Source organism: Mycolicibacter kumamotonensis, from assembly GCF_002086285.1.
Classification (GTDB): Bacteria; Actinomycetota; Actinomycetes; order Mycobacteriales; family Mycobacteriaceae; genus Mycobacterium; species Mycobacterium kumamotonense.
This window is the reverse complement of record NZ_MVHU01000011.1, coordinates 70,022-94,787: the sequence shown is the minus strand read 5'-3', so window position 1 is coordinate 94,787 and position 24,766 is coordinate 70,022. Positions and strand designations below refer to the sequence as shown.

At 69.2% G+C, this 24,766-nt stretch carries 24 protein-coding genes; 16 read left to right on the top strand and 8 right to left on the bottom strand.

The features are described from left to right. Positions 1–41: 41 nt before the first annotated feature. The 10 genes from clpB to BST28_RS09830 all read left to right on the top strand — a co-directional run bounded on the left by clpB (position 42) and on the right by BST28_RS09830 (position 11,631). The gene (gene clpB / locus BST28_RS09875; protein WP_065288431.1) at positions 42–2,588 is read left to right on the top strand and encodes an ATP-dependent chaperone ClpB; all 2,547 of its coding nucleotides are present in this window, start codon (positions 42–44) and stop codon (positions 2,586–2,588) included. A 155-nt stretch (positions 2,589–2,743) separates the two neighbouring features. Beyond that, on the top strand, positions 2,744–3,958 hold the full coding sequence (locus BST28_RS09870) for a PecA family PE domain-processing aspartic protease (protein WP_065288432.1): 1,215 nt from the start codon (positions 2,744–2,746) through the stop codon (positions 3,956–3,958). A 144-nt stretch (positions 3,959–4,102) separates the two neighbouring features. Continuing rightward, on the top strand, positions 4,103–5,326 hold the full coding sequence (locus BST28_RS09865) for a PecA family PE domain-processing aspartic protease (RefSeq protein ID WP_043336758.1): 1,224 nt from the start codon (positions 4,103–4,105) through the stop codon (positions 5,324–5,326). An 86-nt stretch (positions 5,327–5,412) separates the two neighbouring features. Continuing rightward, positions 5,413–6,303, top strand: coding sequence for a trehalose monomycolate transport factor TtfA (gene ttfA / locus BST28_RS09860; protein ID WP_083080842.1), 891 nt, complete (start codon positions 5,413–5,415; stop codon positions 6,301–6,303). A gap of 15 nt (positions 6,304–6,318) precedes the next feature. Further along, a complete protein-coding gene (locus BST28_RS09855; RefSeq protein ID WP_019737335.1) occupies positions 6,319–7,095 on the top strand; it encodes an SDR family NAD(P)-dependent oxidoreductase in 777 nt (258 codons plus the stop codon). After that, positions 7,082–7,630, top strand: coding sequence for an orotate phosphoribosyltransferase (gene pyrE / locus BST28_RS09850; protein WP_019737334.1), 549 nt, complete (start codon positions 7,082–7,084; stop codon positions 7,628–7,630). The genes BST28_RS09855 and pyrE overlap by 14 nt, the downstream gene beginning before the upstream one ends. 8 nt (positions 7,631–7,638) lie before the next feature. Then, positions 7,639–8,532, top strand: coding sequence for a hypothetical protein (locus BST28_RS09845; RefSeq protein ID WP_019737333.1), 894 nt, complete (start codon positions 7,639–7,641; stop codon positions 8,530–8,532). After that, positions 8,517–9,185: a TrmH family RNA methyltransferase gene (locus BST28_RS09840; protein WP_065288435.1), complete on the top strand. Its 669-nt coding sequence runs from the start codon at positions 8,517–8,519 to the stop codon at positions 9,183–9,185. The genes BST28_RS09845 and BST28_RS09840 overlap by 16 nt, the downstream gene beginning before the upstream one ends. 31 nt (positions 9,186–9,216) lie before the next feature. Further along, a complete protein-coding gene (locus BST28_RS09835; RefSeq protein WP_083080841.1) occupies positions 9,217–10,458 on the top strand; it encodes an MFS transporter in 1,242 nt (413 codons plus the stop codon). A 24-nt stretch (positions 10,459–10,482) separates the two neighbouring features. Next, positions 10,483–11,631 (top strand): glycoside hydrolase family 76 protein, encoded by a 1,149-nt coding sequence (locus BST28_RS09830; RefSeq protein ID WP_083080840.1) that lies wholly within the window; start codon positions 10,483–10,485, stop codon positions 11,629–11,631. Here BST28_RS09830 and BST28_RS09825 read toward each other — a convergent pair. Next, positions 11,609–12,307 (bottom strand): DedA family protein, encoded by a 699-nt coding sequence (locus BST28_RS09825; RefSeq protein ID WP_083080839.1) that lies wholly within the window; start codon positions 12,305–12,307, stop codon positions 11,609–11,611. The two genes, BST28_RS09830 and BST28_RS09825, sit on opposite strands and share 23 nt — an antisense overlap. Positions 12,308–12,393: 86 nt before the next feature. Here BST28_RS09825 and fbaA point away from each other — a divergent pair, with 86 nt between their 5' ends. Beyond that, the gene (fbaA, locus tag BST28_RS09820; RefSeq protein ID WP_083080837.1) at positions 12,394–13,428 is read left to right on the top strand and encodes a class II fructose-bisphosphate aldolase; all 1,035 of its coding nucleotides are present in this window, start codon (positions 12,394–12,396) and stop codon (positions 13,426–13,428) included. Positions 13,429–13,507: 79 nt separating this feature from the next. Here the strand turns inward: fbaA and BST28_RS09815 are convergent, their stop codons facing one another. The 4 genes from BST28_RS09815 to BST28_RS09800 all read right to left on the bottom strand — a co-directional run bounded on the left by BST28_RS09815 (position 13,508) and on the right by BST28_RS09800 (position 16,867). Further along, complete coding sequence (locus tag BST28_RS09815) at positions 13,508–14,338, bottom strand: Rv0361 family membrane protein (RefSeq protein ID WP_083080836.1); 831 nt, start codon at positions 14,336–14,338, stop codon at positions 13,508–13,510. A gap of 107 nt (positions 14,339–14,445) precedes the next feature. Beyond that, the gene (locus BST28_RS09810; protein WP_083080835.1) at positions 14,446–15,333 is read right to left on the bottom strand and encodes a cation diffusion facilitator family transporter; all 888 of its coding nucleotides are present in this window, start codon (positions 15,331–15,333) and stop codon (positions 14,446–14,448) included. 45 nt (positions 15,334–15,378) lie between these two features. Next, the gene (locus BST28_RS09805) at positions 15,379–16,164 is read right to left on the bottom strand and encodes a site-2 protease family protein (protein WP_083080834.1); all 786 of its coding nucleotides are present in this window, start codon (positions 16,162–16,164) and stop codon (positions 15,379–15,381) included. Between the two features lie 31 nt (positions 16,165–16,195). Next, complete coding sequence (locus tag BST28_RS09800) at positions 16,196–16,867, bottom strand: peptidase M50 (RefSeq protein ID WP_083080833.1); 672 nt, start codon at positions 16,865–16,867, stop codon at positions 16,196–16,198. A gap of 78 nt (positions 16,868–16,945) precedes the next feature. On the opposite strand from BST28_RS09800, the gene BST28_RS09795 reads away from it, so the two are divergent. Together BST28_RS09795 and BST28_RS09790 are read left to right on the top strand one after the other, a co-directional pair. Continuing rightward, on the top strand, positions 16,946–18,244 hold the full coding sequence (locus BST28_RS09795; protein ID WP_083080832.1) for an adenylosuccinate synthase: 1,299 nt from the start codon (positions 16,946–16,948) through the stop codon (positions 18,242–18,244). Further along, positions 18,241–18,879 (top strand): PaaI family thioesterase, encoded by a 639-nt coding sequence (locus BST28_RS09790; RefSeq protein WP_083080831.1) that lies wholly within the window; start codon positions 18,241–18,243, stop codon positions 18,877–18,879. The genes BST28_RS09795 and BST28_RS09790 overlap by 4 nt, the downstream gene beginning before the upstream one ends. Here the strand turns inward: BST28_RS09790 and BST28_RS09785 are convergent. Together BST28_RS09785 and BST28_RS09780 are read right to left on the bottom strand one after the other, a co-directional pair. Beyond that, on the bottom strand, positions 18,876–19,229 hold the full coding sequence (locus BST28_RS09785; protein WP_083080828.1) for a DoxX family protein: 354 nt from the start codon (positions 19,227–19,229) through the stop codon (positions 18,876–18,878). The genes BST28_RS09790 and BST28_RS09785 overlap by 4 nt on opposite strands. Positions 19,230–19,273: 44 nt before the next feature. Then, positions 19,274–20,872, bottom strand: a complete 1,599-nt coding sequence (locus tag BST28_RS09780) for a Na+/H+ antiporter (RefSeq protein ID WP_083080826.1) — start codon at positions 20,870–20,872, stop codon at positions 19,274–19,276. Between the two features lie 79 nt (positions 20,873–20,951). Here BST28_RS09780 and purT point away from each other — a divergent pair, with 79 nt between their 5' ends. Genes purT through BST28_RS09765 form a run of 3 tightly spaced genes read left to right on the top strand, consistent with a single transcriptional unit; the run spans position 20,952 to position 23,874 of the window. After that, entirely contained in the window at positions 20,952–22,208 is a 1,257-nt protein-coding gene (purT, locus tag BST28_RS09775; protein WP_083080824.1) for a formate-dependent phosphoribosylglycinamide formyltransferase, read from the top strand. A gap of 44 nt (positions 22,209–22,252) precedes the next feature. Then, on the top strand, positions 22,253–22,657 hold the full coding sequence (locus BST28_RS09770) for a rhodanese-like domain-containing protein (RefSeq protein ID WP_083080822.1): 405 nt from the start codon (positions 22,253–22,255) through the stop codon (positions 22,655–22,657). Next, on the top strand, positions 22,654–23,874 hold the full coding sequence (locus BST28_RS09765) for an O-succinylhomoserine sulfhydrylase (protein WP_083080819.1): 1,221 nt from the start codon (positions 22,654–22,656) through the stop codon (positions 23,872–23,874). Before BST28_RS09770 ends, BST28_RS09765 begins: the two co-directional genes overlap by 4 nt. Here the strand turns inward: BST28_RS09765 and BST28_RS09760 are convergent. Next, the gene (locus BST28_RS09760; protein ID WP_083080816.1) at positions 23,871–24,725 is read right to left on the bottom strand and encodes an SDR family oxidoreductase; all 855 of its coding nucleotides are present in this window, start codon (positions 24,723–24,725) and stop codon (positions 23,871–23,873) included. The genes BST28_RS09765 and BST28_RS09760 overlap by 4 nt on opposite strands. Positions 24,726–24,766: the final 41 nt, after the last annotated feature.

The window sequence follows — 24,766 nt, the reverse complement described above, 5'->3', positions numbered from 1 at the left end:
CGGGCCCTTCTGGGTCCGCTCTGACCCCGAATGGAGGTGTCGTGGACTCGTTCAACCCGACCACCAAGACGCAGGCGGCCTTGACCGCGGCATTGCAGGCGGCCACCGCCGCCGGCAACCCCGAAATCCGGCCCGCACACCTGCTGCAGGCTCTACTGACTCAGAACGACGGGATCGCCGCGCCGCTGCTGGAGGCGGTCGGTGTGGTCCCGGCGACGATCCGCGCCGAGAACCAGCACCTACTGGACCGGCTACCGCAGGCCAGCGGAGCCAGCGCGCAACCGCAGCTGTCCCGCGAGTCGCTGGCGGCGATCACCGTCGCCCAGCAGCTGGCCACCGAGATGGACGACGAGTACGTGTCCACCGAGCACCTGATGGTCGGGTTGGCCACCGGGGACTCCGATGTCGCCAAGCTGCTCACCGGCCACGGCGCGTCGCCGCAGGCGCTGCGGGAGGCCTTCGTCAAGGTGCGCGGCAGCGCCCGGGTCACCAACCCCGACCCCGAGGCCAGCTACCAGGCGCTGGAGAAGTACTCCACCGACCTGACCGCCCGCGCCCGCGAGGGAAAGCTCGACCCGGTGATCGGCCGTGACACCGAGATCCGCCGGGTGGTGCAGGTGCTGAGCCGGCGCACCAAGAACAACCCGGTGCTCATCGGTGAGCCCGGCGTCGGCAAGACCGCGATCGTCGAAGGCCTGGCACAGCGCATCGTCGCCGGCGACGTCCCGGACAGCCTGCGCGACAAGACCGTCGTCGCGCTGGATCTGGGTTCGATGGTGGCCGGTGCCAAGTATCGCGGCGAGTTCGAGGAGCGCCTCAAGGCCGTCCTCGACGAGATCAAGAACGCCGCCGGCCAGGTGATCACCTTCATCGACGAGCTGCACACCATCGTCGGCGCCGGCGCCACCGGCGAGGGCGCGATGGACGCCGGCAACATGATCAAGCCGATGCTGGCCCGCGGCGAGCTGCGGCTGGTCGGCGCGACCACGCTCGAGGAGTACCGCAAGTACATCGAAAAGGACGCCGCCCTGGAGCGCCGCTTCCAGCAGGTCTACGTCGGCGAGCCGTCGGCCGAGGACACCATCGGCATTCTGCGCGGGCTCAAGGATCGCTACGAAGTGCACCACGGGGTGCGCATCACCGACTCCGCGCTGGTGGCCGCGGCCACCTTGAGTGACCGCTACATCACCGCGCGGTTCCTGCCGGACAAGGCGATCGACCTGGTCGATGAGGCCGCCAGCCGGCTGCGGATGGAGATCGACTCCCGGCCCGTGGAGATCGACGAGGTCGAGCGGCTGGTGCGCCGCCTGGAGATCGAAGAGATGGCGCTGGAAAAGGAGGAAGACGCCGCGTCCAAGGAGCGCCTGGAGAAGCTGCGCAGCGAGCTGGCCGACCACAAGGAGAAATTGGCGGAGCTCACCGCACGGTGGCAGAATGAGAAGAACGCCATCGACGTCGTGCGGGAACTCAAGGAAGAGCTGGAAACGCTGCGCGGTGAATCCGACCGTGCCGAACGCGACGGCGACCTGGCCAAGGCGGCCGAGCTGCGCTACGGGCGCATCCCCGAGGTGGAGAAGAAGCTCGAGGCGGCACTGCCCAAGGCCGAGGCCCGGGAGCAGGTCATGCTCAAGGAGGAGGTCGGACCCGATGACATCGCCGATGTGGTGAGCGCCTGGACCGGCATCCCGGCCGGGCGGCTGCTGGAAGGCGAGACCGCCAAGCTGCTGCGCATGGAGGACGAGCTCGCCAAGCGGGTCGTCGGGCAGCGCAAGCCGGTGCAGGCGGTTGCCGATGCGGTGCGGCGCAGCCGGGCCGGGGTCGCCGACCCCAACCGGCCGACCGGATCGTTCCTGTTCCTGGGCCCCACCGGGGTGGGCAAGACCGAGCTCGCCAAGGCGCTGGCCGACTTCCTGTTCGACGACGAACGGGCCATGGTCCGCATCGACATGAGCGAGTACGGCGAGAAGCACTCGGTGGCACGGCTGGTCGGTGCGCCTCCGGGCTACGTCGGCTACGACCAGGGCGGTCAGCTGACCGAGGCGGTGCGCCGCCGGCCCTACACCGTGGTGCTCTTCGACGAGGTGGAGAAGGCGCACCCGGACGTGTTCGACGTGCTGTTGCAGGTGCTCGACGAGGGCCGGCTCACCGACGGCCAGGGCCGCACCGTCGACTTCCGCAACACCATCTTGATCCTGACCTCCAACCTGGGATCGGGTGGCAGCGACGAGCAGGTGATGGCCGCGGTGCGGGCCGCGTTCAAGCCGGAGTTCATCAACCGGCTCGACGACGTGCTGATCTTCGAGGGCCTCAACCCCGAGGAGCTGGTGCAGATCGTCGACATCCAGCTGGCTCAGCTGGGCCGGCGGCTGCAGCAGCGCCGGCTGACCCTGGAGGTGTCGCTACCGGCCAAGAAGTGGCTGGCGCAGCGCGGATTCGACCCCATGTACGGGGCGCGGCCGCTGCGCCGGCTGATCCAACAGGCCATCGGCGACCAGCTGGCCAAGTTGCTGCTGGCCGGTGACGTGCATGACGGCGACACCGTGCCGGTCAACGTCAGCCCCGACGGCGACTCGCTGATCCTGGGCTGACGGTCGGTTGAGAGTAAGGCCCCCGCCGCCCGGCGGGGGCCTTACTCTTTGCCCGGTTGTAGGTGCAGATGCGGTGGCGAAGTTAATCGGTTAACGTAACGGCTGCTGAGAAAGTCCAATGTTTTCCAATTTCGTCGTTAATCCGGAGGCATGTCATGTCGGGTCGTCGTCATCGCCTGGTCGGGGCAGTCGGTGCGGTAGGTGCGTTCCTGGCGGTGGGCGTGGCGCCACTGAACACCGCGCCGGCGGCGAACGCGGACTTCGACGACTTGTTCCAACCCATCATCGATGCGTTCAGCTGGGTCGATCCCGGCATTGCCGACGCTACCGAGCCGGGTTCCGCGCTGGCCTCGTTGGACACCCTCTTCGACGGCTGGTACCAGGACCTGGTCTACACCCCGCTGCACGGCATCGCACCGTGGCTGTTCGGTCCGGACCTGCCGGGCAGTGCTGTCGCCTACGACGCGGACAGCACCACGCTCCCGGACAGCTTCACCGTTCCGATGGACGTCAACCTCACCACCCAACCGGTGATCAGTGTCTCGGTCGGCGGCGGCGCGCAGACGGACGTGCTGGTCGACACCGGGGCGGCGGGGCTGGTCTTGCCGATCTGGAACATCAACCCCTTCGGCATCACCGGCCTGCCCACCGGGTTCAACATCGGCCAGTTCGGCGGTGCGCTGAACTACTTCTATCTGGAGCTGCCCACCACGGTCACGTTCACCGCCGAGAACGGGGACACGGTCACCGCGGACACCACGGTCGATGCCGTGCTCTTCGCGTTCCCCGCAGACCTCAATCCCTTTGGCTCCTGGTCGATTTACGACTACCTGGCCGGCTCCTCCACCGGGGTCCTGGGGATCGGACCCAACGCGCTCGGGCCCACTCCCGACCACATTCCCACCGCCGATCTGCCTGGAACTCTGGGCAACGGCGTGCTGATCGACCAGCCGGGCGGCCGATTGATCTTCGGGGACAACCCGTTGGCGGGGGGCACGGTGGTTGAGGGTGCACCGTGGGCCGACCTCAAGGTGAGCATCAATGACTCGACGCCCACCGACGTCCGCGGGGTGATCGACTCGGGCGGGGTGTACGGCACCATGCCGTCGTCGGTGCTCGGCGGCGTCACGCCGACCGCCAACGGAACGTTGCCCGACGGGACGACGATTGCGGTGTACACCAAGGACGGAACGCCGCTGTACTCCTACACCGTGGGTTCCCAGGCGGGAGAGGTGCGCAGCCCGGTCGTGATCGGCGCCAACGGGGGCATGAACACCGGAAACTGGCTGTTCGGCCAGCAGCCGGTCTACATCAACTACCTCGTGCCCGGCGGGCAGACCATTATCGGTGGCACTCCCATCGAACCGTGATGGCGTAACGGCCTGCGCTGAAGCCCCGAGAATCTTGGCTGTTTCTTGGGTGAATCCTCTGGTGTTCTGCGCCCTATAGGGAGTTAGCGTGACCGCGGGCGGTCGCGGCTGTTCGCGGCCCTCGTGCGCGGGGAGGTCTCCGAGATGGCAGTTCATCGCCGCCAAGTGGTAGGTGCGACCGCGACGGTCGGGGCGTTCCTGGCGTTCGGGGCCGCCCCGGCGGCGCACGCCGACTTCGACGACCTGTTTCAGCCGATCATCGACGCGCTCAGTGCGGTCGACCCCGGAATCGCCGTCGATACCGACCCCGGTTCGGCTCTGGCCTCGCTGGACTCCCTGCTCGACGGCTGGTACCAGAACCTGGTCTACACCCCGATCAACGACCTCGAGCAGTGGCTGTTCGGCGGGGCGGCCGACACGAGCACGGCCGGCAGTGCCGTCGCCTCAAGCTCGGACACCGTCGTCCCGGACACCTTCACCGTCCCCATGGAGGTCAACGCGACCACCGAACCCGTGGTGAGCGTCTCGGTGGGCGGCGGCTCGGCAGCGGACGTTCTGGTCGACACCGGCGCGGCCGGCCTGGTGATGCCGATCTGGAACATCAACCCGTTCGGCATCACCGGACTGCCCACCGGGTTCAACATCGGTCAGTTCGGCGGTGCGCTGGACTACTTCTATGTGGAGTTGCCCACCACCGTCACCTTCACCGACGCGGCCGGGGACACGGTCACCGCCGACACCAGTGTCGACGCCGTGCTGTTCGCCTTCCCGGCGGACTTCAACATCTTCGGGCCGTGGTCCATCCAGGACTACTTGGGCCCGGCCAACGTCGTCGGCGTGCTGGGGGTCGGACCCAATGCGCTCGGGCCGACACCCGATCACATTCCGACCGCCGACCTCCCGGGGGATCTCGGAAAGGGTCTGTTGATCGACCAGGCCGACAAGGAGTTGATCTTCGGCGCCAACCCGTTAACGGGCGGGACTGCGGTCGCAGGGGCACCCTGGACCACCCTGGACCTGAGCATCAACGGCTCGACGCCCCAGCCGGTCTCCGCGGTGGTCGACTCCGGTGGGGTGTACGGCACCATGCCGTCCTCGGTGCTCAACGGCATCCAGCCGCAGCAGAACGGCGGCCTACCGGACGGCACGACCATCGCGGTCTATCAGCACGGCACCAACAACCTGCTGTACGAGTACACGGTGCATAACGTGAACGGGGTCTTCAACTCCCCGACGGTGACTTCCGGAGACACCATGAACACCGGCAACATCCCGTTCGCCCAGCAGCCGATCTACATCTCCTACAGCCCGGCCGGCGGCGGTCAAACCATCTTCGGTGGGGTCGGGCCGAATACCATTGATGCATGACGTTGACCTGTTGGAACGGTCCTGATGCACGGTTGTGACCGGCAAGCGTTCTCGCTTCCGGGCCGACAGCAGATACGCTAGGCACGATGGTCCCGCTCTGGTTCACGCTGTCCGCGCTGTGCTTCGTCGGCGCGGGCGTGTTGCTGTACGTGGATCTCGACCAGCGCCGCGGCCGCAGCCGCCGCCGTAAGTCCTGGGCCCGCTCGCAAGGCTTCGACTTCGAACCGGAATCCACCGAGATCCTGCGACGCTGGAAACGTGGCGTGATGTCGACGGTGGGCGACGCGCCCGTGCGCAACGTGGTGCTGGGCCAGATCCGCGGCGAGGCGGTCTACATCTTCGACCTCGACGAAGTCGCAACGGTGATCGCCCTGCACCGCAAGGTCAGCACCAACGTCGTCGTCGACGTGCGGCTCAAGGGCCTCAAGGAGCCGCGCGAGAACGACATCTGGCTGCTCGGGGCGATCGGCCCGCGGATGGTCTACTCCACCAACCTCGACGCGGCACGCCGGGCGTGTGACCGGCGGATGGTCACCTTCGCCCACACCGCCCCGGACTGCGCGGAGATCATGTGGAACGAGGCGAACTGGACCCTGGTGAGCATGCCGGTCACCAGCACCCGCGCCCAGTGGGATGAGGGCCTGCGCTGCGTGCGCCAGTTCAACGATCTGCTGCGGGTGCTGCCGCCGATGCCGCGCCGCCAGCCGGTCGAAGCTGGCGCTGCCTCCGCCAAGCCGGCGGCCCGGCGCAACGGGCAGCCCAGCCGCCCGCTGGGATCGGGCGGTGCGGTGGAGTCTTCGGAGGACAGCGCCGCCGAGCAGGCGCCGTCTGCGCCCCGGTCGTCCGCTCCACCATCGGCAAACACCGCCGCCGAACCTCGGCCGCGGCGCCGGACGGCCCGCGAGGAGCCGTCGGGCATGCTGCACGCCCCAGCCCCCGGCCGCAACGGGCGGCAGACCGCGCACTATCAGCGCTGACATACGCTATCCCTCATGTCACGACCCACGGCCCTGGTCACCGGGCCTACCTCCGGGTTGGGCGCGGGCTACGCGCGCCGGTATGCCGCGGACGGCTATGACCTGATCCTGGTGGCCCGCGATGCCGAGCGCCTGGGGGCGATGGCGGCCGAACTTCGGGGCAGGCACGGCTGTGATGTCGAGGTGCTGCCCGCCGACCTGGCCGACGCCGACGACCGGGCCAAGGTCGCCGAGCGCCTGCGCGCCGGGGTGCGGGTGCTGGTCAACAACGCCGGTTTCGGCACCTCCGGCGAGTTCTGGACCGCCGACCCCGCGCTGCTGCAGGCCCAACTGGACGTCAACGTCACCGCGGTGATGCAGCTGACCCGGGCCGCGCTGCCCGCGATGATCGCCGCCGGCGCCGGCACCGTCGTCAATGTGGCCAGCGTCGCCGGCCTGCTGTCCGGGCGCGGCTCCACCTACTCGGCGTCCAAGGCCTGGGTGGTGTCGTTCACCGAAGGACTGGCCGGCGGGCTCAAGGGCACCGGCGTGGGCATCCACGTGGTCTGCCCGGGCTATGTGCACACCGAATTCCACCAGCGCGCAGGCATCGACATGGCCACGCTGCCGTCGTTTCTGTGGATGGAGGTCGACGACGTCGTCGCAGCCAGCCTGGCCGACATCGCCCGAGGCGAGATCATCAGCATTCCGGGCCTGCACTACAAGGCGCTGGCAGGCGCCAGCCGACTGATTCCGCGGGGACTGTCGCGGACACTGACCAACACCTTCGGGCGGGGCCGTGGGCGCACTTAACAGCGACGAACGCGACGAACTTGCCGCACTGGTCCGCGAACTCTCGGTGGTCCACGGGCGCGTGACACTGTCCTCGGGTGCCGAAGCCGACTACTACGTCGACCTGCGCCGCTCCACCCTGCACCACCGGGCCGGCGCGCTGATCGGCCGGCTGGTCCGCCAGCTCACCGACGACTGGGACTACGTCGCGGTGGGCGGACTGACCCTGGGCGCGGACCCGGTCGCGACCGCCGTCATGCACGCCCCGGGACGGCCGATCGACGCCTTCGTGGTGCGTAAGTCGGTGAAAACCCATGGCATGCAACGTCTTATCGAAGGCGCCGAGGTCAGTGGGCGCCGAGTCCTGGTGGTGGAGGACACCAGCACCACCGGCGGCTCGGCGCTGACCGCGGTGCGTGCGGTGCGAGAAGCCGGCGGGCACGTCGTCGGGGTGGCCACCGTGGTGGACCGTGCGACCGGAGCGGCCGAAGCCATCGAGGCCGAGGGTGTGCCCTACCGCAGCGTGCTCGGCCTGGCCGAGCTCGGATTGGGCTGAGCCCGGTTGTGCGGACATTGATCACGGCGTTGCTGACGTTGGCCGTTGCCGCCGTGACGGCCTGCTCGGGGCCGGCTGCGACCGGTCCCTACGGGGCCCAGGGCACCCGGCTCGGGGAGGCGCTGACCCTGCTGGGCTGGGAGCTGACGCTGACCAACCTGCGCTGGGAAGTCGACCACGTGCTGATCGACGTCAAGGGTCGTCTCGCCGACCCGGACGCCGAGCACGCCGCGGCCAACGACCTGCGGTTCGGGGTGTACGGCACCCCGGCGCGCCCGGTGGAGGCCACCGGACTGGGCAGCTGCGACGCGCTGGGGGAGTTGACGCCGACGCCACTGTCGGACCGCGAACCCGATCGGTTGGACGGAACCGTATGCCTGGGCCCGCTGAAGGAACGCAGCGCGGTGCGCGGGATCTACGCCTACTCGCCGGCCGACCGGATCAAGGACACCACCGTCGCCTACGGCGCGGCGTTCCCGGTGGGGCTGCCGCCGATCAACCCCTACGACACCGGCCTGGTGCTCACCACCCAGGGTGTGGCCGCCTACCGGGCCGACGGTGTGCCGCTGGCGCCGGCCGCCCTCGGGGACCCGAAAGCCTTCTCGGGCAACGGATATATGGTGATCAGCCTGACCGCCGACGCGCTCGCCGCGCAGTACCGGGACGACGCGAAGGCACGCGGTGGGCCGTTGATGCTCCTCGCCGGACCGTCCACGCCGATGCCCGGGTTGGGCCCGGATTGCCTTGCCTTCGGCTCATCGGTGCTGATCCTGCCGGAGGCGTCGCTGAACTCGGTGCATGTGCCGACGTCGCTGTGCACCCACGGGGAGATCAGCGCCGCGGTGCTCTACGCCTCGGTATCGGTGGTGGGCACCCACGCCGCGGTATGGACGACCTCGTGAACGACCCGGTGGATCATCCCGGGCCCACCGAGTGGTTCCCGCCCGCCAACGGCGTCGGGCCGTGGCCGGGCGAGCCGCCCGCCGACCCGCGCTACGACCCGGAGCTGCTGCGGGACGGCGATGCCCGCAACGTCGTCGACGCCTACCGCTACTGGACCCGCGAGGCGATCATCGCCGACATCGACCGCCGGCGGCACGCCCTTCACGTCGCGATCGAGAACTTCGGGCATGACGCCAACATCGGCTCGGTGGTGCGCACCGCCAACGCGTTCGCGGTGCACACCGTGCACATCGTCGGGCGGCGGCGCTGGAACCGGCGCGGCGCCATGGTCACCGACCGTTACCAGCGGCTGCAACACCACGACGATGTGGCCGGACTGCTCGACTTCGCCGCGCGACAGGGCCTGACGGTGGTCGCGGCGGACAACGTCGCCGGGGCGGTGCGCCTGGAGCAGACCGCATTGCCGGCGGACTGCCTGCTGGTGTTCGGCTCCGAGGGCCCCGGCCTCAGCGACGAGATGCGCGCCGGCGCCGACGTGCTGGTGTCGATCGCCCAATTCGGCTCGACCCGCAGCATCAACGTCGGGGTGGCCGCCGGGATCGTCATGCACACCTGGATCGCCCAGCATGGCAATCTGGAAAACGCCTGGTAGCAGCGACGGTGAATCAACGGGGAAGCCAGGCATGGTCAGAAGCACATTCAGGTCGCTGAAGGTCTTCAACTATCGGCTCTGGGCGGGCGGGGCCCTGGTCTCCAATATCGGTATCTGGATGCAGCGCACCGCCCAGGACTGGCTGGTGCTGACCGAGCTCACCGCCCGCAGCGGAACCGCCGTCGGGGTCGTCATGGGCCTGCAATTCGGGCCCCAGCTTCTTTTGCTGCCCTGGACCGGTTACGCGGCCGACCGTTTCGACCGGCGCAGACTCCTGATCGCCACCCAGGCGGCGTTGGGATTCCTGGCGCTCGTCCTCGGTGTCCTGACCGTCACCGGCCTGGTCGAGCTGTGGCACGTCTACGTCCTGGCGTTGCTGTCGGGCTGTGTCAGCGCGGTCGACATGCCGGCGCGCCAGACGTTTGTCTCGGATCTGGTGGAAGACGACGATCTCTCCAATGCGGTGGCGCTGAATTCGGCGTCCATCAATGCCGCGCGGATGATCGGCCCGGCCGTCGCCGGTGTGCTGATCGCCGCCGTCGGCACCGGATGGGCGTTTCTGATCAATGCGGCGTCCTTCGGCGCCGTGCTCGCCTCGCTGGGGCTACTGCGGGTGCGCGAACTCCATCCCAACCCTCGTGCGGTCGGACCGGCCCGGGGCAACCTCATGGAGGGCTTGCGCTACGTCTGGGCGCGCCCAGACCTCAAGGCGATCCTGTGGATGCTGTTTCTGATCGGTACTTTCGGACTCAATTTCCCGATCTTCATCTCGACCATGTCGGTCACGGTCTTCCACGGCGGCGCAAACCAATACGGGCTGTTGTCCTCGGTGATGGCGGTCGGCACGCTCGCCGGGGCACTGCTCGCCGCGGGCTGGGAACGGCCCCGCTTCCCGTCACTGCTCATCAGCGCGGCGGTCTTGGGCGTCGGCTTCGCATTCGCGGCCGTGGCGCCCGGAGTCTGGCTGTTCGGCGTCGCGCTCGCGGTGATCGGGGTCTGCACGCTGACGTTCACCAATGCCACGAACAGTCTGATGCAACTGACCACCGACCCGGTGATGCGCGGGCGGGTGATGGCGCTGCGGCTGGCCATCGCGGTGGGTACCACACCGATCGGTGCGCCCCTGATCGGTTGGATCGCCGACGCGTTCGGCCCGCGCTGGGCGCTGGGTGTCGCCGCGTTGTCCGGGCTCGCCGCGGCGGTCGTCGCGCTGGCCTACCTGATGCGGCGTCCGGGGCGGGCAGCCAACGACGGTTGTGGCCGTGCGACCTGAGCTGGTAGGGCAGGATCTTCGGCTATGGATCTGCTTTGGGCGAATCGGGCCGCCAGCGCCGAGGCCGCCGTCACCGCCAGACACCTCAAAGCGCTGTGGCATCTACCGGGCACCCAGCTGGGCGTGGTGGCCTGGCCGCCGATCCGGCGCGCCCCGCACTGGCACTACTGGTGGCAGGCGCACCTGCTGGACTGCCTCGTCGACGCACAATGCCGCGACCCGCAAGCCGAGCGGGTCACCCGGATCAAGCGGCAGATCCGCAGCCACCGGATCCGTAACGTATTCCGTTGGGGCAACGCCTATTACGACGACATGGCGTGGTTGGCGCTGGCCATCCAGCGGGCCTGTGCCGTCACCGGTATCGACCGGCACCGTGCGCTGCGCACCCTGACCCGGGAACTGACCGACTCCTGGATGCCCGAGGCCGGCGGCGGGATCCCCTGGCGCAAGGATGAACAGTTCACCGAGCCCTTCTTCAACGCCCCGGCCAACGGGCCGGCCGGGATCTTCCTGGCTCGCGAACCCGAGTGGCTCCAGCGCGCGACGGAGATGGGCGACTGGATCGATGCCACCCTGATCGACCCGGACACGCACCTGGTGTTCGACGGCATCAGGGCCGGTTCGCTGGTGCGGGCCCAGTACACCTACTGCCAGGGCGTGGTGCTGGGCCTGGAGACCGAGCTGGCGGTGCGCACGGGGTCGCCGGACAGCGCGCGGCACGCCGCCCGCGTGCACCGGCTGGTCGCCGCGGTGCACCAGGAGATGGCCCCCGGCGGGGTGCTCAAGGGCGCCGGCGGCGGCGACGGCGGCCTGTTCGCCGGGATCACCGCCCGGTACCTGGCGTTGGTGGCCACCGCCCTGCCGGGTGATTCCACCGCCGACATCACCGCGCGCGACACCGCCGCCGAGCTGGTGCTGACGTCGGCGAAATCGGCATGGGACTACCGGCAGTCGGTGGACGGGCTGCCGCTGTTCGGGGCGTTCTGGGACCGGGCCGCCGACCTGCCGCGCGCCGACGGCGCGGTGGCCACCTCCATCGCCGGCGCCGTCTACGAGTCCGAGGTGCCCGAACGCGACCTCTCGGTGCAGCTGTCGGGCTGGATGCTGATGGAGGCCGCCCACGCGGTGGCCTCGACCCGCCCGAGCGGACCTACTCCGGGGTCGGCGTACTGAGCGCGGATTCATCCTCCGGTGTGTCGGCCGCGCGGTTCCGCCGGCGCGCCAGGTAGGCCTTGGTCGCCGAGAAGATCGCCGGGAGCAGCGAGACGAACAGGATCCCGAGGATGATCAATTCCAGGTGGTCGGTGATGCCGGGAACCTTGGTACCCAGCAAATAGCCGGTCAGCGTCATCCCGGCGCCCCACAGGATCCCGCCGACGATGTCGAAGGCCAAATAGACCGGGTAGCGCATGTAGGACACGCCGGCGATCGCCGGGACGAAGGTGCGTGCGAACGGCACGAAGCGGGCCAGGATGATCGCCACCGGGCCGTATTTTTCGAAGAAGGCATGTGAGTCGGTCACATAGTGCTTCTTGAAGAAGCGCGAGTCTTCCTTCTTGAACAGTGCCGGCCCCAGACGGCGGCCGATGAAATAGCCGGTCTGATCGCCGAGGATCGCCACGAGCGCCACCGCCGGCGCCAGCACCCAGATGTCGGGGTTGCCCGCCGCGGCCAGCAGGCCACCGGTGACCAGCAGCGATTCGCCCGGCAACAGCGGGAACAGCAGACCGGTTTCGACGAAGACGATCACCAGGATGGCCGGCAGTACGGCGTGCTCGAATACCCCGCCCTGCCCGATCCAGTACATCGGATCCAAGATGTGGGGCATCGCCGCCACCGTCGTGCTCATGACGCACCAACATACCCGGGGCTGCTGCGGAAACCGTCCCTGAGATACTCGAGGGCAGGTTCGGTCAGCCAGGAGGAGAGAGTTCCATGCCTATCGCCACCCCGGAGATCTACGCCGAGATGCTGCGGCGCGCCAAGGAGAACTCCTACGCGTTCCCGGCGATCAACTGCACATCGTCGGAGACCATCAACGCGGCGATCAAGGGCTTCGCCGATGCCGGCAGTGACGGCATCATCCAGTTCTCCACCGGTGGGGCGGAGTTCGGTTCGGGCCTCGGCGTCAAGGACATGGTGACCGGCGCGGTGGCGCTGGCCGAGTTCGCCCACGTCATCGCCGACAAATACCCGATCAACGTGGCCCTGCACACCGACCACTGCCCCAAGGACAAGCTGGACGGTTTCGTGCGTCCGCTGCTGGCGATCTCCGCCGACAGGGTCAAGGCCGGCAAGAACCCGCTGTTCCAGTCGCACATGTGGGACGGCTCGGCGGTGCCGATCGACGAGAACCTGACCATCGCCAAGGAGCTGCTGGCCAAGGCGGCCGCCGCCAACATCATCCTGGAGATCGAGATCGGCGTCGTCGGCGGCGAAGAGGACGGTGTGGAAGCCGAGATCAACGAGAAGCTCTACACCACCGCGGACGACTTCGAGAAGACCATCGACGCCCTGGGCATCGGCGACCACGGCGAGTACCTGCTGGCCGCCACCTTCGGCAACGTGCACGGCGTCTACAAGCCGGGCAACGTCAAGCTGCGTCCGGAGATCCTGGGCGAGGGCCAGAAGGTGGCGTCGGCCAAGCTGGGCCTGGCGGCCGGCTCCAAGCCGTTCAACTTCGTCTTCCACGGCGGGTCCGGCTCGCTGAAGTCCGAGATCGAAGAGGCGCTGCAGCACGGCGTGGTGAAGATGAACGTCGACACCGACACCCAGTACGCGTTCACCCGTCCCGTCGCCGGGCACATGTTCACCAACTACGACGGGGTGTTGAAGGTCGACGGCGAGGTCGGCAACAAGAAGACCTACGACCCGCGCAGCTACCTCAAGAAGGCCGAGGCGGCCATGACGGAGCGGGTCATCGAGGCCTGCAACGACCTGCACAGCGCCGGCAAAGCCCTCAGCAGCTAACCGGTTTCCGCGCCCAGCAGACACAGAATCGCCCAATTCCCCCGGGAATTGGGCGATTCTGTGTCTGCTCGCGGGGTTGTTACCCGGCGTGTGACTGGCAGATCTTCCACTGGTCGTCGCGGAACTGCAGGTCGAAGCTGCGGGTCGAGCGGACCCGCGGCTCGTAGGCCATGAACGCGGTGACGTTGGCTTCGGCGTGCCCGTCGTTGACGACGACCTCGTCGATGCTGGCGACCACCGGATACTGCTTGGCCGCCGCGATCCGGCGGTAGGTGTCGTCCCAGGCCTTCTGGTCGTAGTTGACGTAGCGGTCCCGGATGTCACCGCAGGTCAGACTGCGCAGCGCGGCCAGGTCGCCGGTCTGCATGGCGATGTCGAAGTTCTGGATGGTGCCCCGGACCCGCTCCTCCTGCGAGGCGGCCTGGCGCTCATCGCGGGTCAGCCACAGCGTGCCCAGCACCGCGATGACCGCCAGCGCCAGGATGATCAGGATCACCGCCATCACCCAGCCCCAGCTGCGTGAGACGGTGGCGGGCAGCCTGCCGCCCAACCGCGGCGGAATCTGTTGCGGTATCGCCTTTCCGGCTCCGCCACCCTGCTGGGCGATCAACTCGGTATCGGCGTCGCCCACCGACGGGATGACCTCGGTCTGCCCGGCGTCGAAACCGGGCGCGGTGAACCGGCGCTCCGGCGGTGCGTCCGCGGCCGGGCCGTGCGGTGTCGCCTCGGTGGCGATCACCTCGGTCACGGCCTCGGCGTTGGCCTGGTCTGCGGACTCGGTGGTCTCGGGAATGGCCCCGGCGGCGGACTGATCGTCCGCCGGGGTGATGCGGTGGCCCTCGGTGACCTGTTCGTCACCGTCGGGTTGCCCGCTCGGCTCGGTGGGGTCCGGCTCCGGTGGGTTCGGCATGAGTGGCTGTGTCCTCCAATGTCCTCCGGCTGATCGGAACGGCCGACGCTAGTGGCAGCTTACTGACCGAACCTGGCGGGTTTCTGCAGTGCGGACCGCGTGTGGTGTCAGCAGCCGATGGGGCAGTCCGCACCCTGCCCGGGCGGCTCCACCTGGACGGTGGCATGGGTCAGGCCGCGGGCGGCCAGCACCGCTCGCGCCTGGCCGAGCACCCGGCCGGGGTCGGTATCGGCGCGCAGGTGGGCGGTGGCCATGTCCTGGCCCGGCACCAGGGTCCAGACGTGGAGGTCGTGCACGTCGGTGACCCCGTCCACGGCGGCCAGGGCAGCCCGCAGTTCGTCGACGTCGATGTGGCTCGGTGATGCTTCGGACAGGATTCGCAGCGCGGCGCCGGCCAGTGCGAAAGCCCGGGGCAGCACCCACAGCGCGACGAAGACGGCGACCACCACGTCGGCGTAGGGCCAGTCGGTGGTCACCGTGACCACACCGGCGATCAGCACCCCCACGCTGCCGACGGTGTCGGCGACCACCTCCATGTAGGCGCCGCGGACCGCGAGGCTGTCCGCCGAATGCGAACGCAACAGCAGGGCCACCCCGGTGTTGACGGTCATGCCGGCGACCGCGACGACGATCATCGGCACGCCGGGAACATCCGGTGCGGTGCCGATCCGGCGGATCGCCTCGGTGAGGATGAACGTCGCCATCCCGATCAGCAGCACCGCGTTGGCCACCGCGGTGAACACCTCGGCGCGATGCCAGCCGTAGGTGCGCGACGGAGATGCGCTGCCGCGCCGCGCCAGCACCACCGCGACCACCCCCATGAACAGGGCGGCCAGGTCGGTGAGCAGGTGCCCGGCGTCGGCGAGCAGCGCGATCGAGTTGATCACCACGGCCGTGGTCAGCTCGATGGCGAAGAAAGCGGTCAGGACCACCGCCCCGATGATCATCCGGGACAGCCGGGAGTCGGTGTGACGGTGATCGTGACCGGTGGCCATGGCTAGCAAATATATGTTGCGCGCCCGCCGTGGGCGCTGCGCTCGTCAGAACCAGGCGTTCCAGAACTGGGTCAGCGACAACCCCCACGACACCAGCAGGCGCGGGACGTCGAACAAGTCGAAGAACCACAGCACCATCCCGAAGAACTTTGCGTTCAAGGCGGGCGACGAGATCAGCAGCACCAGCAGCACCAACAGGCCCCACTGCTGAAACGGCGCCACGGCGCGGCGGGTCGCCGGGCTCAGGTGCGGCTCCAGCGCGCCGTAGCCGTCCAGCCCGGGCACCGGCAGCAGGTTCAGCACCACCGCGGTGACCTGAAGGAAGCCCAGGAACGCCACCGCTGAGAAGAACACCGGGTGCGCGGGGTCGTAGAACGCCCGGGTGGCGCCCAGCAGCAGCGCCGCCAGCACCAGGTTGGCCGCCGGGCCGGCCAGGCTGACCAGGGTGCGCCGCAACGGAGTCATGAACGAGGTCTGCACGTACACCGCCCCGCCCGGCAGACCGATGCCGCCCAGGGCGATGAACAACATCGGCAGTACCAGCGACAACCCCGGGTGCGTGTAGCGCAGCGGGTTCAGCGTCAGATAGCCGCGCATCTCGACGCCGCGATCGCCGAATCGCCAGGCGGTGAAGGCGTGGCCGAACTCATGCAGGCACAGCGACACCAGCCAGCCGGCGATCACGAACACGAACACTCCGGCGTAGGCCAGCGGCGCGATCTCGGCGGCCGCCCGCCAGGCCAGGACTCCGCCGACGGCGGTCACGGCCACCAGTGCCAGAAAGACCGGGCTGGGCCGTACCGCTTGGCCGCGCAGCGGGCTGACATTCACCGCACGAACCTACCGACTGTGCTGACGGTGGTCATCGGACGAGCAGCCAGTCCTCGATGTGCCGATAAAAGGTGGACCGCTTCACCGTCCGGGTGCCGTAAACCCCGTCGCGCACCACCAGCGCACCGGTGGTGCCCAGTTGCGCGGCCCGGCCGCTCACCCAGCGGCGCACCCGGCCGCGCCGGGACTCGATCCCGGCTCGCAGCCCCGGTGCGGTGCCGAGCGGCTCGATGAGCACCCCGGCCACGTCGCCGTCGAACAGCGCGGTGTCGTCGACGATGCCCTCGCCGCGCAGCACGACGCTGCCGTCCACCGGCACCCAGCGGCCCGCACCGGCCAGCACGGTCCCGGCGTCGTCGCGGATCAGCGGCACCGCGACGGCGGTGCCCGCGCGGGCTCGCCGCGCCGCCCTCCAGCCGGCCGGGAGCCGGTAAGCCCTGGTGGCGGGGGTGCGCCCCGACGGCGCGTAGCCCACCTCGACATCCAGCCGGTCGGCGCGCAGCAGCCGGGTCAACACCCGCGCCAGCTCGGCGTCGCCGCCCACCACCACCAGCCGGCGGTATCGGTCGATCGCCGCGTCGATGGCCTCCGGGGCGGTCGCATCGTCGTTGAGTAGCACGGCCGGAAGCCCCCGCAACGAGCGTGGCAGCGGGCGCCCGGCAAACTGCAGAACGGCGGTTTCAGGGCCGTTAGTGGTGTTCAACGCTCTCCTTGTGAATCGCTTCAGATAGGCTCAGACCCCGGCTGGACCACAGTAAGCCAAGACAGTTAGCGAGAATCCATGCCGGCAATCGTCGTCATCGGCGCCCAATGGGGTGACGAGGGCAAAGGAAAAGCCACCGACCTACTCGGCGAACGAGTGCAGTGGGTGGTGCGCTACCAGGGCGGCAACAATGCCGGCCACACCGTGGTGCTGCCCACCGGGGAGAACTTCGCGTTGCACCTGATCCCGTCGGGGGTGCTGACACCACACGTCACCAACATCATCGGCAACGGTGTGGTGGTCGACCCGGGGGTGCTGCTCGACGAGCTGGCCGGGCTGGAGAACCGCGGCGTGGACACCTCCCGGCTGTTGATCTCCGCCGACGCGCACCTGCTGATGCCCTACCACGTCGCCATCGACAAGGTGACCGAGCGCTACATGGGCAGCAAGAAGATCGGCACCACCGGCCGCGGCATCGGGCCCTGCTACCAGGACAAGATCGCCCGGATCGGCATTCGGGTCGCCGACGTGCTCGACCACGAGTCGCTGGCCCAGAAGATCGAGGCCGCCCTGGAGTTCAAGAACCAAGTGCTGGTCAAGATCTACAACCGCAAGGCGCTGGAGCCCGAACAGGTACTCGAGGATCTGCTGGCGCAGGCCGAGGGCTTCAAGCACCGCATCGCCGACACCGCCCTGCTGTTGGGCGCCGCGCTCGACCGCGGCGAGAACGTGTTGCTGGAGGGCTCGCAGGGCACCCTGCTCGACGTCGACCACGGCACCTACCCGTACGTGACGTCGTCCAACCCGACCGCGGGCGGGGCGGCCGTGGGCTCCGGTGTCGGGCCCACCCGCATCACCACGGTGCTGGGCATCCTCAAGGCCTACACCACCCGGGTCGGCTCGGGTCCGTTCCCCACCGAGCTGTTCGACGCCAACGGTGCGTATCTGTCCAAGGCCGGCGGCGAGGTCGGCGTGACCACCGGACGCCAGCGGCGGTGCGGCTGGTTCGACGCGGTGATCGCCCGCTACGCCACCCGGGTCAACGGGATCACCGACTACTTCCTGACCAAGCTCGACGTGCTGTCTTCCCTGGAGACGGTGCCGGTCTGCGTCGGCTACACCGTCGACGGCAAGCGCACCGACGAACTGCCGATGACCCAGGACGAATTCGCCCGCGCCGTGCCGGTTTACGAAGAGCTTCCGGGCTGGTGGGAGGACATCTCCACGGCGCGTACCTTCGAGGACTTGCCCGCCAACGCCCGCGATTACGTGTCGCGTCTGGAAGACATCGCCGGAGCGCAGGTTTCGTGCATCGGTGTCGGGCCCGGCCGGGAACAGACCATCGTGCGCCGCGACGTCGTGCGGAACCACACGTGAGCGAAGAACGGCCCGAGCAGCTCGATCCCGACTACGCCAGCCACGGCGGGTTCCCGGACTTCGCCGTCGTCGACCCCAGCCCGGGCTTCGCACGGTTCGTCTCGACGATGCGGCGCCTGCAGGACCTGGCGGTGTCCACCGCCCCCGACGACGCCACCTGGGACGACGCCGCCGACCGCGTCGAGCAGCTGGTCGGGTTGTTGGAGAAGTTCCCGGCACCGCAGGCGGTCGCCCCGGCCGGGCGTGCGCCGTCGCTGCCCGGCATGGGCAGCCTGCTGCTGCCGCCGTGGCGGATCACCCGGTTCGAGAACGACGGCGTCTCGATGACGGGATCGTTCAGCCGCTTCCATGTGGGCGGCAACTTCGCGGTGCACGGCGGTGTGCTGCCGCTGCTGTTCGACTGGATGTTCGGGATGGTGGTGCACGCCGCGAACCGCCCGATCAGCCGGACGGCGTTCTTGCACGTCGACTACCGCAAGGTCACCCCGATCGACACCCGGCTGCTGGTTCACGGCCGCATCGAGAAGGCCGAGGGCCGCAAGGCGTTCATCGGCGCAGAACTCACCGACACCGACGGCACGGTGCTGGCCGAAGCGCAGGGGCTGATGGTGCGGCTGCTGCCCGGGCAGCCTTAGCGGCGGGCCGGCCGCAGCGTCATCGCCGCGAACAGCGCCAGAAACGATGCGGCCGGGACGGTGTTGGGGATGCTGTCGCGGACTCGGATGTGGGCGCCCACCGCGAGCACGAAATACAGCGTCAACGCCGCGGTGGTGATCCGGGCCAGCACCGGGAATCGGTTCACCGAGAGCAGGCCGATCGCCGAGGCGACCTTGACGATCGGCAGGATCGGGCGGATCTGCTGGGGGCACCCGACGGTGTCGAGTGCTTTGGCGATGAAGGGCAGCGGGACGGCGCAGGCCACCGCGTCGGCGGCTTGAAAGGCCGCCAAACCCTTGTATGTCGTCGGCGAGGTCAGAACACTCATGGCCCCACTGTATTCAGCGGCGCGAATCTGTTGCGGGAGGGGAACTAGTCCAGATTCAGCGTCGCCTCTTCCAGATCCAACCCGTGCAGCAGGGTGCGCAGCACCTGGTCGTCGATGCGGCCGTCGTCGCGTTCGGTGATCAGCGCGGCACGCTCGGCGGCCAGCATCTCCAGCCGTAACCGGCGAAAGGCTGCCGCGGCGGTCTCGTCGCTGTCGTCGTTATCGGGGTCCAGGCGCCGCAGCCGTTCCCGGGCCGCGTTGCGCCGGCGGGCGTTCCAGGTGCGCAGGGCGTCGGCGGCGCGCTCGCTGGCCGGTGACGGCTCACTGGAGGCCAGCACCTCGTCGAGCCGGTCGGCGGCGGCGCGGGCCGCCTTGTCCTGCGCGGACGCCGCAGCGATCGCATCCCTGCGGTCCTGGTCGGTACGGACCCCCAGTCGCCGGATCAGCCAGGGCAGGGTCAGCCCGTGCAGCAGCAGCGTGCCGATGACCACGACGAAGGTCAGAAACACCAGTTGGGGGCGGCCCGGGAATTGCTGCCCGGCCAGCGTCGTCAGGGGCACACCGAACGCGGCCGCCAGCGACACGACGCCGCGCATCCCGGCCCACGCCAGGATGAACACCTGTCCGGGCGTCGGGGCGGGCTCGCGCTGCCGGATCCCCGCCGACAGCATCCGGGGCAGGTAGGAGAACGTCACCACCCAGACCGCCCGCACCGCCAGTGCGGCGGCGAAAACCGCCACCGATGCGACGGTCAGAGTCGAGAAGCGCACGCCGTTCATGTTCTGTACCACGGTCGGCAGTTGCAGACCGATCAGCAGGAACGCCAACGATTCCAGCACCAGTTGCACCGCACGCCAGACCGCCTGGTCCTGCAGCCGGGTGGCGTAGTGGGCGCGGGTGTAGCGCTGCCCGAGGATCAGTGCGGCGACCACCACCGCGAGCACGCCGGAGCCACGGACACCCTCGGCCACCAGGTAGATGACGAACGGGGCCACCAACCCGACCGCGCTCTCCACCAGCGGGTCGGCCAGCCGGGCCCGGATGACCACGATGAGTGCCCCGAAGACGACGCCGACCACCACACCGCCGACGGCCGCCAGCGCGAATGTCGCCAGCCCCATACCCCAGCCGGTCGCGGCGCCGATCGTCGCGGCCAGCGCCACCTTGTAGACGGTCAGCGCGGTGGCGTCGTTGAGCAGGCTCTCACCGCCGAGCAGGGTCATGATCCGCCGCGGCAAGCCGACCCGGCGGCCGATGGCGGTGGCCGACACCGCATCCGGCGGTGCCACGATCGCGCCGAGTGTCAGCGCGGCGGCCAGGGTGAATTCCGGCACGGTGTAGTAGGCGACCACACCGACCGCGACGGTGGTGGCCAGCGGCAGCCCGACCGCCAGCAGCATGATCGAACGGCGGTTGCGGCGCATGTTGATGAACGAGCTCTCCAGCCCCGCCGACCACAGCAGCGGCGGCAGGATCACGAACAGCACCAGGTCGGGACGCAGCACGATCTCGGGCATCGCCGGAATCAGCCCCACCAGCAGGCCGGCGATCACCAGGACCAGGGGCGCGGACAGCTGGCGGTGCCGGGCGATGGCTGCCACCAGCACCGCACCCACCAGCGGACCCAGCAGCACCGCGTTCACCGTCGTTCGCCCCTCCGTTCGTGTTCACCCTTATCCTTGAGCACCATGCAACATTGCCTTGGCGCGGGAGGGTAGGGCAGTGAGCGGAGAAGCGGGTGAGTCCGCGACCGAGCGGGTGCCCGCTGCCGGTCCCAGCCGCACCAGGGTGGCGCTGCTCGGCTCCGGGGAGCTCAGCCGCGAACTGGTGACGGCGCTGCAACGCCTGGGCGCCGAGGTGATCGCCGTCGACCGCTACGCCGACGCCGCGCTGCACGGGATCGCCGACCGCTCCGTGGTGGTGGACCTGAGCGACAACGACGAACTGGCCGCGGCGATCAGGTGGTTGCAGCCGAAAGTCGTGGTGGTCGGCTCCGAGGTGGTGGCCACCGATGTGCTGAGCGCCGTGGTCGACACGGGTTTCACCGAGTTGGCGCCCGGCATCCGCGCCGCCCGACTGGCCGCCGACCCGGAGGGGTTGCGGCGGCTGGCCGCCGACGAACTCGGGCTGCCGACCGCGCCGTTCTGGTTCGCCGGTTCGGTCGAGGAACTGCGGGCGGTGGCCGAGCACGGCGGATTCCCGATGGTGGTCAAGCCGGTGGGCGGAGCGCTCGGTGAGGGCCGCTCGGTGATGGTGCGCGACAGCGACATCGAGCCGGCCTGGCAACGTGCCGTCGCGGCCGCCGGTGCGGGGGTGCCTCCCCGGGTGCTGGCCGAGACCGTGGTGGAGTTCGACAGCGAGGTCACCCTGCTGGCTGTGCACCGCGACGGCGCGGATGGCCCGGCACTGGACTTCTGCGCGCCCATCGGTCATCGCACCGAGGAGAACCCGAACGGGCAACTGACGGTGGAGCTTTGGCAGCCGTACCCGATGAGCGCGGTCGCGCTGGATGCGGCCAAGTCGGTCGCGGCGCGGGTCGCGCGGGCGCTCGGCGGGCGGGGACTGTTCGGGGTGGAGCTGCTGGTTCACGGCAACGAGGTGTACTTCACCGGCGTCAACGTCCGGCCGTATGATGCCGCGCTGCTGACGGTGCGCACCCAGCGGCTCTCCGGGTTCGAACTGCAGGCTCGGGCGATCCTCGGGCTGGCGATCGACGCCATCATGGTCTCGCCCGGTGCCGCCCGGCTGCTCTACTCCCGGCGCCCGCCGGGCCCGTCCGCCGCCGAGACCGCCCCCGACGGCGTGGACGTGGTCGCCGATGCGCTCAGCGTGACCGAAAGTGATGTGGTGGTGTTCGGCCACCACGAAGGCCACCCCCGCCGCCGGCTGGGTTTGGCGCTGGCCACCGGTCCGGACGTGGCGGTCGCCCGCGACCGGGCCGGGCAGGTCGCGGCTGCTCTGGGCAAGCTCTGGCCCTGACCCCCCCGTGGCGTGAGCCCGCCGCGAGTGCGAGACTTCCGCAGGTGAGCTACGCAGGAGACATCACACCCGAGCAGGCCTGGGCGATACTGCGCGACGACCCGACGGCGACGCTCATCGACGTGCGCACCGACGCCGAATGGCGTTTCGTGGGGCTGCCCGACCTGACCGAGTTGGGCCGCGAGGTGATCTGCATCGAGTGGGTTCACTCCGACGGCACCGCCAACGCGGACTTCGCGCGCGAGCTGGCCGCCCGGGTCCCGGCCGGGCCCGCGGTTTTCCTGTGCCGCTCGGGCAACCGCTCCATTCCGGCCGCCCAGACCGCAACCGCGGCCGGCATCGTCCCGTCCTACAACGTGCTGGACGGTTTTGAGGGCCAGCTCGACGAGCACGCGCACCGCGGCGGCACCGGTTGGCGCGCGGTGGGTCTGCCCTGGAAGCAGTCGTGAGCGAGCGTTCGGGTTCGTGCGCCCCGAAACCGCTGCCGGACGGCGTCAGTCAGGCCACTATCGGGGTGCGCGGCGGGCTGCTGCGCTCGCAGTTCGACGAGACTGCCGAGGCGCTGTTCCTCAATTCCGGTTACGTCTACTCGTCGGCGGCCGACGCGGAGCGGGCGTTCACCGGTGAGGTCGACCGATTCGTCTACTCGCGCTACGGAAATCCGACGGTGTCGATGTTCGAGGAGCGGCTGCGGCTGATCGAGGGCGCCCCGGCGGCGTTCGCCACCGCCAGCGGCATGGCGGCGGTGTTCGTCTCACTGGGTGCGTTGCTGGGAGCCGGCGACCGGTTGGTGGCCGCGCGCAGCCTGTTCGGATCGTGCTTCGTGGTGTGCAACGAGATTCTGCCCCGCTGGGGCGTGGAGACCGTGTTCGTCGACGGCGATGACATCGCCCAGTGGGAGCAGGCGCTCTCGGTGCCCACCACAGCGGTGTTCTTCGAGACGCCGTCCAACCCGATGCAGTCGCTGGTCGACATCGCCGCGGTCACCGAGCTGGCCCATGCCGCCGGCGCGAAAGTGGTGCTGGACAACGTCTTCGCCACCCCGCTGTTGCAGCAAGGCTTTCCGCTCGGGGTGGACGTGGTGGTGTATTCGGGCACCAAGCACCTCGACGGGCAGGGCCGGGTGCTCGGCGGGGCGATCCTGGGCGACCAGGAGTACATCGACGGTCCGGTGCAGACGCTGATGCGTCACACCGGACCGGCCCTGAGCGCCTTCAACGCCTGGATATTGCTGAAAGGCCTTGAAACAATGGCGGTTCGGGTTGACTACGCCAACGCTGCGGCGCTGCGGATCGCGGAATTTCTTGAACAGCATCCCGCGGTGCGCTGGGTGCGGTATCCGTTTCTGGCGTCGCACCCGCAGTACGACCTGGCGCGCAAACAGATGTCCGGTGGCGGAACCGTCATCACCTTCGAACTCGACGCCCCCGAAAGTGCCGCCAAGCAGCGGGCGTTCGAGGTGTTGGACAAGCTGCAGCTGATCGACATCTCCAACAACCTCGGGGATGCGAAGTCGCTGATCACCCACCCGGCGACCACCACTCACCGGGCGATGGGGCCCGACGGGCGCGCCGCGATAGGCCTCGGTGACGGGGTGGTACGGATCTCGGTCGGCCTGGAAGGCACCGACGATCTGATCGCCGATCTGGATCAGGCGCTGGGCTAGTCGTTCTCGATGACGCCGGTGGCATGCTGGGCGCGGTCTTCGTAGGCCTTCCGGGCCGCGGTGTCGAACTGCAGGAACACCGTGTCGTTGCCGGTCTTCTTGTTGAGCCAGCGGCGGCCCCGGTCGGGCAGCAGGCTCGCCAGGATCGCGGTGCGGCGGCCGAAACCGGGCACCGACACCAGTGTCTTGGGCTTGTCGAGCACCTTGACCACCGCGGCGGCGATGTCCTCGGGCTCCACCGGCTTCTGCGCCGCCGACGGGTTGGTGCCCGAGATCAGTTCGGTGTTGGTGAAGGTCGGTAGCACCGCGGTGACCGCGACACCCTGCGGTGCGAACTCGTCGGCCATCGCGGTGCTCAGGCCGACGACGGCGAATTTGGTTCCGGCGTAGAGCACCTGGCCCGGCACGGCGACGATCCCGGCCATCGAGGCGATGTTGATGATGTGGCCGGCGCGGCGTTTGACCATCTCGGGAAGTACCAGCTGGCAGCCGTTGAGCACGCCGTAGAAGTTGACCTCGGTCGCCGAGCGAATGGATTCCGGGGTCTGCTCGAGGAACGGTCCGACGGGCATCACGCCGGCATTGTTGATCAGCACGTCGATGCGGCCGTCGCCGTCGGTCCGGGCCTTGTCCAGAAACGCCGCGAACGACTCACGGTCGGTGACGTCGAGGGGATAACCGGTGACCGGCCTCCCCGGGCCTAGGCCGTGTATCGCCTTGTCGAGGGCGCTGACGTCGCGGTCGCCGATGACGACCCGGGCGCCGCGGCGCAGCAGGGCGGTGGCGGTCGCCAGCCCGATCCCACGGGCGGCTCCGCTGATGGCAATGGTCTTACCGCGGATGTTGTCCACCCGAGAAACTTAACAGGTGTCAAGTTCGTCCGTCGAGGGTC

Coding starts and splice junctions, on each gene's coding strand:
- BST28_RS09835 (WP_083080841.1), top strand. CDS start 9,217: ATGGTCAGAAGCACATTCAGGTCGCTGAAGGTCTTCAACTATCGGCTC.
- BST28_RS09865 (WP_043336758.1), top strand. CDS start 4,103: ATGGCAGTTCATCGCCGCCAAGTGGTAGGTGCGACCGCGACGGTCGGG.
- ttfA (WP_083080842.1), top strand. CDS start 5,413: ATGGTCCCGCTCTGGTTCACGCTGTCCGCGCTGTGCTTCGTCGGCGCG.
- BST28_RS09795 (WP_083080832.1), top strand. CDS start 16,946: ATGCCGGCAATCGTCGTCATCGGCGCCCAATGGGGTGACGAGGGCAAA.
- BST28_RS09785 (WP_083080828.1), bottom strand. CDS start 19,229: ATGAGTGTTCTGACCTCGCCGACGACATACAAGGGTTTGGCGGCCTTT.
- BST28_RS09825 (WP_083080839.1), bottom strand. CDS start 12,307: ATGAGCACGACGGTGGCGGCGATGCCCCACATCTTGGATCCGATGTAC.
- BST28_RS09810 (WP_083080835.1), bottom strand. CDS start 15,333: ATGGCCACCGGTCACGATCACCGTCACACCGACTCCCGGCTGTCCCGG.
- BST28_RS09870 (WP_065288432.1), top strand. CDS start 2,744: ATGTCGGGTCGTCGTCATCGCCTGGTCGGGGCAGTCGGTGCGGTAGGT.
- BST28_RS09855 (WP_019737335.1), top strand. CDS start 6,319: ATGTCACGACCCACGGCCCTGGTCACCGGGCCTACCTCCGGGTTGGGC.
- fbaA (WP_083080837.1), top strand. CDS start 12,394: ATGCCTATCGCCACCCCGGAGATCTACGCCGAGATGCTGCGGCGCGCC.
- BST28_RS09840 (WP_065288435.1), top strand. CDS start 8,517: ATGGACGACCTCGTGAACGACCCGGTGGATCATCCCGGGCCCACCGAG.
- BST28_RS09830 (WP_083080840.1), top strand. CDS start 10,483: ATGGATCTGCTTTGGGCGAATCGGGCCGCCAGCGCCGAGGCCGCCGTC.
- BST28_RS09815 (WP_083080836.1), bottom strand. CDS start 14,338: ATGCCGAACCCACCGGAGCCGGACCCCACCGAGCCGAGCGGGCAACCC.